The sequence below is a fragment of the Salinibacter altiplanensis genome (assembly GCF_002894645.1).
GTDB classification, from domain to species: Bacteria; Bacteroidota; Rhodothermia; order Rhodothermales; family Salinibacteraceae; genus Salinibacter; species Salinibacter altiplanensis.
In genome coordinates, this window is record NZ_NCQY01000022.1 from 1 (window position 1) to 8,893 (window position 8,893).

Genomic DNA, 8,893 nt, shown 5'->3' on the forward strand with positions numbered 1-8,893 from the left:
CCCAACGTCAGTTAGTCGACCCACCAGTCCAACTTTTCGGGCGCACCTCAGAGACGGTAAGATAGATGCCAGAAATGAGGCATTCACATTTTAATGGTCTGAAACGGAGCAAAGAAATTCAATCCTTGAACTGGAGCACTCAGTTTCGCTCTGGGAAGCCGTAGTGCCCCCGTTTTGATTCAATCAGAAGATGCGGGGCCGCTTGACACAAAGCGGCAGGAAGCACGATCCGCTGGATCTGAGCAATGGTACCTCTACTTATCGATCATTCGTCTGGGGCGAACCTGGGGCGTCTCCGAGCCTGTGGTGGGCCCCAGCGAGAGCCACTCTGCAGAAATTCGGCCTCGTCAAGCCGAATTTCCCCTATGAACGTTCCTCCAACCCTGTGAAGTCAAATAGGGTCTGTGGGTGAACCTCGAGCTCTTCGGATAGCTCCGCAATCACGTCGAACGACGGGGAGGCCCTTCCCCGCTCGATGTGGCTGATATATTCCGGGGACAGACCGCAGTACTCCGCAAGCTTCTCTTGGGTTACGTCACGACTCCGACGAGTCGCGCGAATACGACGGCCAAACTTTCTTCGAAGCTCCTCGCCGGTCACAAAAGAGGCCGTGTCGTTACGGAAGTGGTAGACGAAAATCAAACTGCCCTACCACGTTATTGACCTCTCCGTACGAACTACACGAACCCAGAGTACGAATATGCGTACACCGGGTAGATTTCGCTCTTTTATCCCGTCAAAGCTGTGACCGCCCCGGTGGTTGGTCAAGCTCCCCCACTTCATCGTGAGCGCCCTTTTCCCCGATCCCTTTCCCGACGAGCTTCTCTACAGCGCGCTGGCGCGTTATCAAGACATGATGGGGATCACGGGTGGTCGATCGGTCCACAGAACATTTTTCGAGGCGAAGACCGGCCGCGCGGTTTTTGACCTCCCTGGGCGGATCGACGCGCTTCTCTCCTCCCTTCCTGCCGGTCACCAGTACACTCCAAAGCGGATTCTGTACGAGCATACCCAGCTGCCGTACTACGTGCCGTTCTTGCCCCCAGAACGCGCAGATCGCGTCGAACGAGCGATGAGAATGGAAGAGGGCAGCACAATCCACGGACGTCTCGGGCTCAGATCTTCTCGAGTCTCTCTAGCTCAACCCTATCGGTTCTGCCCTGACTGCGCAGAGGAAGACCGCAATTCGCATGGCGTTTCCTACTGGCACCGAGTCCACCAATTGCCCGGCATCTGGGTGTGTACGACTCATGGCACGATCCTTCGAGAGTATCGGCCACGTTCCTCATTCCCACCCTACGACTTTATCAGTCTAGGCCGGCTTCGACGCCTTGATCTCCAGACACAGCCGGCGATTCGTGCCGAAGAGAACAGTCAGGGACTGAAAAGGCTCGCTGATGACACGTCCTGCCTGCTTGCAAATCGGGTTCGGCCGACCGGTCTACCGTCTATCCACAAGCGCTACCGCTACCATCTGCACCTGAACGGCTGGATGCAAACCGCGACACGCATCCGGATGAGCGACGCGCGCCGGGCGTTCTACGCACATTTCGGTACCTCACTTCTGGAAAAACTTGGGTGCTCTCCTCCTCAGGACAAGGACGGGTGGTTCGAACGCCTCCTCCGCAAGCCGCGGACGGCCTCTCATCCCCTGCATCATCTCCTCGTTTTGCAATTTCTCGGCGCTTCTGTTCTGGACTTCTTTGGCCAGAGAGCGCCGCGTCTGAAGAGCCGGCCAACCGCGGCAGCCAAAGAGCAGAACCAAAGATCCAACAGCAGAAAACCCTCTACTGACCGGAAGACCCGCGATTCGAGCTGGGAAAAGCGACTTGCCCATCTCGTCCAGCACACGGATCGCTCACTCCGAAGCATCGCCGAGGCGTTGACAGTAGATCCTCGCACGGTGCAGCGGCACGCCCGTCGGCTCGGGGTGTGGCGGAAAGAGTGGACGACGTGGGACAAGGTAGCCCCAGCGACAAAACAGGCGGACGCGACCGTCGAGCGTCGAGAAAAGTATCGCTCTCAATGGCTTTCGCTCCAGAAACGGAATCCGGACGAGGGGATTACGGTCCTCCCAAAACGGGCACCTGCGGCTTATGCCTTCCTTTACCGCGTCGACCGGACGTGGCTCGACGCCCACAGGCCTTCCCCTCCGATAGCTCGCGTACAGCCTTCTCGGGTCAACTGGCCAAGTCGAGACCTGGAGTTCCGGAATCGAGCCGTTGAGGTGGTAGAGACGCTTCGACAGTCGCCTGGGCGACCGGTGTGGATTCGCCGGTCGACGGTTCTGAGACGCATGGGTCGCACGTCCGAATTCTTTTCAAACCGCGATCACCTCCCGAAAACCCAGGCGTTTCTCAACGAGGTCTCAGAGACGCGGGTCGAGTTCGCGAGGAAGAAAATCGACTGGGCGACGCTCGACTTTATTGCCCTGAAGAAGCGTCCGCAGACCTGGAAGTTTGTGCGATACGCATCCCTTCGCCCGGATCTTGCAGCTCAATTGAGCGAGGAGATCGCGGAGGCACTTTCGAAGATCAGAGGCGCTACGCCAGAACTTGATGAGGAGGTATGGGGCTCGTGAGACTGCTCCACCTCAATTTTCTCGCACGATTCCCTTCCAAACATTCTGAGCCACCAGCCCCTTTTCCGCAAGCGTCTCGTAGGCAGATTTCTCTTCGTCCTTCCCTTCAAGCAAGTCAGGAAGACTGATCGTAGACTTTTCAGGTGCCTTCGGCTCTTCGATCGTGTCGGTCGAAACCGCCTCAGTGGAAGGACCGCTGGACATCTTGCTGACTCCTTTTGTTTTGTCGCTGTTGTCGCTACGATTCGTATCAGGGACTCGCTTCTTTTCGCTGGGCGGTGAAGACGCCTCTGGAGCATCTCCTCGCAGAAATGGCACATAATCAGTCCCCTGTGGCGGGAGAACATCTCCCAAACGATCAAGGAGATCCCGATCTCCCCGTCGCATCGTCCGCAACACAGGTCCAGCCTGTACAAGACCGTCTTTGGCCACAGAGCGAATGAGGGCGGGGGTGACCTCTTCGATACCAGTCGAGATTGCTCGGATCTGGGCAAGCTTGTAGATGGTCACCAGATACTGGGTAATGCCCTGCGAGCACTCAAATAGCGCGTCCACGTGGGCCTGAGTTATCGGAGTTTCCTTGCTGGTGTACTGGTAGCGCCAAAACACCTCACAAAGGTCCCGCCACCCGCTCCCGTTCTCTGCGGGACCGACGACCATGTCTCCTTCAGTAGCACCCCTCCGAGCCTGTCGAAACTGATCAGAAAGGGCCGGAAGAGCGTCCACCCCACCGATGAGCACGACCGGCACGCCGATTTCATTGACCAACTGGACGAGAAATGAGAGGAGCTCGCGGCTTCCTCGCTGGCGCAGGTCCTGGACCTCGTCGAGGACCAGTAGGCCCAGTCCATGTTGCGCCGCTACCCTGGCCATACTCGGAACCAACGTCCGTATTGTAGAGCGAGACTTTACGAAATCGAGCGTGTAGTTCGTCTGCGTCCGAAGCGGGGAGTGAGCCGCGTCCATCGCAGTAAAAAAGTTGGTACACACTGTCTTGATGCTCCCGTCACTCGGGCACTGGAGGTTAAGCCAAACAACTTGGGAGCGTGTGAAACTTCGGCCTTCATAATTCGAATGGATGACGACCTGAGGGTATCCGTCGAGAACCATCTGCATCCCAGCGGTCTTTCCGATTCCGGTCGTTCCCAAAAAGGTTAATCCGGTCGCCGCCCCCTCTGGTGCACTGGGTTGGATCACCAAGTCTTGAGGTGGTCCTTCATTGTCTTGTGCCTCTTGAATTCGCCCTATTCTCTCGTCGACGCTTTTCTGAAAACTACGAGATAGCGGATTACGGGAGGCATACCCCCAGCGAATCAGCCGAGAGAGCCTTGATTCAAGCTCAAGATGGATTCCCACAGGGTGACGGATTTCTGAGAGTCCCGCCGCCAGATGTTGCCGCACATGCGGGGAGAGTTGGCGCTCTTCGGGATTGTGGGGCGGATAGTAAGACATGAGTTCAACCGCCTCCTCCGCGCTTCGGATGGGAGGAAGTGCCTCAATGAAAGGATTCCCACGATATCGTGGAATTTCTTGCTCTGTGTAGCTTGCTTCGACTACACTTCCCGACACGTGTGGACTTGTGATCATTTGCTCGTCCGATTAGATGTAGGTTATGACGGGAACGGGATGTACTCATCGTTCCTCTGTTCTTTTTCCGGCTCTTGCTTGTCATCTCCACCGGTAAATGCCTGACTCTTGCGGAGCTGATCCCGTTCGATCTTCCGGGTATCTCGTATTCCGTTAACGGTAGGAGTAACGGTTGCACGCAACTCTTTATTTCGCTGCTCTGTTTTCTCCGTGAGTGCACCAATGCGTGCGTTTAGTGCTGCCTCATCCTGGAGCCGCTGAACCTGACCTCGATGCCGGGTATTTCTGCGTCGTTCGTGGTAGTCATGTACTTCGTCGAGGGTTTTCCCTTCAAAATGCTTCTGGTCTGCCGGGGTGAGAGGGCATTCTTCAATGTCCCCATCGCTCTCACGCCGCAGAAAGACGCTCGACACGTCCCGCGGGTCGTACGAGACCTCAACTTTTTTCTTCTTGCGACCCGTATTTTCTTCGAACCAGCCCGCGGCTTTGGCAGTCGCACTTTCATAATGAAGTTGGCAGGAGTGCACGACGAGACCCCGTCTGCTGGCCCGAGCCGTCTTCCTTGGAAGCAAATTGATGCGAACCTGCCTCCTGTCCATCTGGCGCCCTAGGCCTGGAAAAGTCTCCATTCCCCAGTTCCAAACCGAAAGGGGTGTCGGCTCGCGATCTGGGTTGAGGGGATAATCCTTGGGCACAGGTCCGCCAATTCGTCGCGACTGATTGTTGAACAAGATAAGTTCGATCATCAGCTGAGTGAACGACTGAATGTCGAAGGTTGCGTCCAGTCTATAATCTGGGCCGCCCCGCTCCTTCATCTTATCCACCCACCCAGGCCGACGCTCAATCCCCCGCTTTGTCGTGATGCCGAACTGGCGCTCAACCAAGGACTTGAAGTCAGCCCGAAACGGCGGTGTGTTTGTGACCCGCATGTTGAACGCTGGCACGAGTTGATCGGATGCATAGCCAACCATCTCTCCCCGATCCGCTGTAATCGCTTGTGGATAGACGCTGCAGGGCCAGTCTTTTTCGCGGATCTCTATTCCGTACTTTTCGCAAAACGAAACCTCTTCTGTGAACGCGTTTTCGAGAGCCATCATCGCCCCAAGCCAGCTTGGCCCCTCAAATCCGACGTAAAAGCCGACAATCATCCGGCTGAAATGATCAATGACCAGATAAATCACCGGTCGCCCGACAACATACTGCGGATTGATTGAGCTCACGAGATAAATGTCCCCAACGGTCGCGTCGATGAGAAAAAGGTCCGCCGGCCCTCTAGAAAGGTGGGCGGTGGACCCAAGCACCGCGCGATTGTTCAGAGCGTAGTGACTCGTGCTGCTCCGATTCTTTGTCGTCTTTCCCTTTTCTAAACTCTTGTCCAGCCAGTACCGAAACTGCCGGAACGTCGGAAGATCTTCTTTCAGTTGGGGAACGCGAACCCCTTCTTCCAGCTTGTACCCGTCGTTAAAAAACGTCTCCAGAGTCCGCTGATACGCCTCCCGCTTTGACAATGTACGCCCGTCTACCTTTTTGCCCCAGAATCGCTTCGCTCCGTGAGCGATAAGGTCCCGCATTTCCATCGTAACGTTCATTCCCCCATGCTCCGGCTCTGAAGCCGAAAGGGTTCGAGGCCGACCTAACTTTTTATCTCCGGGAACTCTCTCCTCCCCTGGTGCCCCACACCGTTGATAATTAGGAAGAAGAGCATTGACAGTCTGTCCTCGTTGCCAGTACTGACGCAGCCAGGCATACACCCGGTCACGCGCAACCCCAAACCGTTCGTTGATCTCACGAATCCCCTGACCTCGCCCTGTAGGCCGCATGAGCGATACTGCCGTCGACGGATCCTGCAAGTACGTCTGCAACACTTCCCAGCGCCGGTCCCGCGTCCTGAGACTTGCGTCCGTAAATGCACTGTCAGGCCGGGTATCAGCGTGGTGCCGATCTTCTTTCAGTTCTCTAACAGCATTTCGGGCTAGCAGAGCTTCAAGATCGGCTTCCGTCCACCACTTCGGGAGTGCCTTAGGGTCCTCCACGTCGATCACAGCGATCTCACCGGCGGTGGAATCCACATGCAGGATCCTATAGATGTGGTCTTTCTCTTCTCCTTCTGTTCTGAGGAGAGCGTTGACCTGGGGTCTCATGGTCTTCATGGCATCAGTAGGCGTTATATTTTGGGAATGAGCCACTAGGGAGTGCCTTGCGGAGAACCGTGGTCCGCATAGACGGATCGAGGGGCTTGGAGAGATCAGTGAACCAATTTTTTGTGGCGAGGGCGTGCCATACGAGGCGCAGACCGGTTCCTGCTGGAAGATCAACGTCCTGCTCGAAATCGAGGCACGCGGTTTTCAAAGGTCGATCTGCCTGCTCAACGTATCTGTAGAGCTCTTCCAGAAGAGATCCAGCTCTGTCTTGCGTAATTTCGCTTTCCACAAGCTCCTGAAAGGACAATATCAGCCTGAGGTTATCGATCTTGTTTTGAGGGAGCTCCTGCTCAGTGACGAGCTGCCAATCGATCGAGCGACGGTTCCAGTATGTCCGTTCGATTTCCAATTTTTCCAGGACCCGGCGCTTCTCCAATTCCGCTGAGGGCTTGACCGAGATTATCATCTCGGGCACTGAAGACTTGTCGGACAAGGTGACCCGAAAATCACTGGTCTGCACCGCAGGTTGCTGATTCCGTTTTCCTTTCCACTTCCAGCGCTGTACGGGATGTCGATATCCGAGGTGACCGGCGATCCGTTGGGTTTCGGAGACCGGATGGAGCGGAAACTGCTCGCGGATGTCGATGACCTTATCGTCCCATTCCAGCAGTAGAAAACAGCCGAGCTCGTGGTTGCTGTGAAGGTGATGAATTCGCCCCGTTTTGTGACCGAGCACACGATGGGCCATCCCCCGAGAGCCAAAGCTTCGGACCGTCAGCCATGGCTTGTAATCTGATCCGCGACCCGAGCCGTAACCAAGCTTTTTCCAACGATCAACATTTCGGACTCCCTTCGCTCTTCCCATCAGCTTTCCCCCCATATTTCTGAGTCAGAAGTCTTCCACTGTTCAGGAATGCACTCCTGCTCCTCAATGTGGGCCGTCAGTGCCGCATATGCTGATGAAGCCAACTCGGGATAAGAACGAGAATCCATTGAAGCTTTGTCGGTAAAATCTCTGTAGGGGGGAAGCTCACTCTCCGAGGCATAGTGACTGACTGCACTGCATAATCTTCGTAAGGCGTAGTCTCTTCTTCCCTCTACTACTTGGTCGACGAATTTCTCAGTATTGGGCAGTTTTCCTCTCCGGAGTCGGGACTGGAGTGTGCTTATCTGTCCGAGACGTGTGGACAGGCTATGTAACGTAATTCGGACTGGTGGATCTTCCTGTATCATTTCCGCCACAATCTCTTTCATCTCGGCCAGTGTTGTATCATCGCACCTCTCCCACTTCTTTCTCCTCTCTCGGCTCCACTTCTTTCCTTTCTCTGGACTGTGCTCGTCGTACCAGTGCGTGTCGTATTTACTCAGGTACGACCCAACGCGCGGCATGCGCTTTCTAAGTTCAGAGCGACTCTCCTCTGGAAACTCATCACGAAGCTTAAGCCATTTTTGCCGGTTACGATGACGCGCGGCCTTCTTTCGTCTTCGCGACTTGCCTGTTGAGTCGACTGATTGCTTAACTGAATCTTTCCATTTGGACCTCCAGAGGTCGAGCCTAAGGGCATGCTTCTGGATAGTACTCTGGGAGAAGCCAATTTCGTTAGTTAGCTCTGCTAGGGAAAGCGCCGGAGTCTGCTCAAGCAATTCCCGAAGCCGACTATCCCATAGATCCCCGGTCTGCTTTATTCGAATGCGACAAGGGTCATCGCAACTGGGCCTTTGTGTGTAGCTGAAATCACAGACTGGACATGATATGGTAAACCGCTTGTCCTTCTCCTCTTCTGAGACATTGAGGATTCGCGGTATAGGGGGGTCATACTGCTCACAGGCAACATTTGAACATGGCCCGTCCAGAGTAAGCTGAGATTTTGACTTCTCCGGCTCGGGCGGGATCATTGGTTTGGTCGGCTCCTGAACAAATTCCCTAACCGTTAAGCCCAGGAATTGCCAAAGAAGGATGTGCTGCAACGGGGGGTACGCGCGGGCTTCATTCTGTAGCATGGTTAATTGACGGACCCATCCCCCTGTCTTCGCAATCAAGAGGGACGTTTTGTCCTCGCAGAGCACCCGAAGAAATTCTTCGTCGTAATGATTGCGGATTGCCTGTAGGAAACCTTTGAAGTTGAAATTTCCTCTGTGGGGTGCTCTTTCATGCTGCCATCCGCGAGCAAATTGCCAATCCCTATGCCGCTGCAGGAGGGTTCCATCTCCCATATCGGGGTTTTGAAGAAGCCATAGGCTATCCTTCGCAATCTGTAGGGCTGACACAGCGAACCGATCAGGCAACTCGACACTACTCTCGCCACTCATTTCTAGCGCTCGCTCAAGGCTTATAAACTCCTTGCGGCCAGCACCGACTGCGCGTAATAGAGGGCTCAGAATCAGTCTCTCCTCATGTTCAGGACATAGAAGGACTCCTGGCAATTGGTGAGACCGACGCCAGAAGGGCACACCGCCTGGACTATCTTTATCCTTTTTGACGCAGGCCCGACAGTAGCGTAGGTGCGTAGGTGACTTCACTGCCCAATTTGACGTTGAGGTGCGCCCGAAAAGTTGGACTGGTGGGTCGACTAACTGACGTTGG

At 55.1% G+C, this 8,893-nt stretch carries 6 protein-coding genes; 1 reads left to right on the forward strand and 5 read right to left on the reverse strand.

Annotated elements, in window-relative coordinates:
- Positions 1–363: 363 nt before the first annotated feature.
- Complete coding sequence (locus B7R93_RS16340; protein WP_423815920.1) at positions 364–600, reverse strand: helix-turn-helix domain-containing protein; 237 nt, start codon at positions 598–600, stop codon at positions 364–366.
- A 184-nt stretch (positions 601–784) separates the two neighbouring features.
- Between B7R93_RS16340 and B7R93_RS10170 the strand changes: the two genes are divergently transcribed.
- Positions 785–2,581, forward strand: coding sequence for a TnsD family Tn7-like transposition protein (locus tag B7R93_RS10170; protein WP_232798303.1), 1,797 nt, complete (start codon positions 785–787; stop codon positions 2,579–2,581).
- 12 nt (positions 2,582–2,593) lie between these two features.
- Here the strand turns inward: B7R93_RS10170 and B7R93_RS10175 are convergent, their stop codons facing one another.
- The 4 genes from B7R93_RS10175 to B7R93_RS10190 all read right to left on the reverse strand — a co-directional run bounded on the left by B7R93_RS10175 (position 2,594) and on the right by B7R93_RS10190 (position 8,829).
- Positions 2,594–4,168, reverse strand: a complete 1,575-nt coding sequence (locus B7R93_RS10175; protein ID WP_103020682.1) for an AAA family ATPase — start codon at positions 4,166–4,168, stop codon at positions 2,594–2,596.
- 23 nt (positions 4,169–4,191) lie between these two features.
- On the reverse strand, positions 4,192–6,237 hold the full coding sequence (locus B7R93_RS10180) for a Mu transposase C-terminal domain-containing protein (protein WP_232798307.1): 2,046 nt from the start codon (positions 6,235–6,237) through the stop codon (positions 4,192–4,194).
- An 85-nt stretch (positions 6,238–6,322) separates the two neighbouring features.
- Positions 6,323–7,057: a TnsA endonuclease N-terminal domain-containing protein gene (locus B7R93_RS10185; protein ID WP_198598649.1), complete on the reverse strand. Its 735-nt coding sequence runs from the start codon at positions 7,055–7,057 to the stop codon at positions 6,323–6,325.
- Positions 7,058–7,173: 116 nt separating this feature from the next.
- Positions 7,174–8,829: a TnsD family Tn7-like transposition protein gene (locus B7R93_RS10190; RefSeq protein ID WP_103020685.1), complete on the reverse strand. Its 1,656-nt coding sequence runs from the start codon at positions 8,827–8,829 to the stop codon at positions 7,174–7,176.
- Positions 8,830–8,893: the final 64 nt, after the last annotated feature.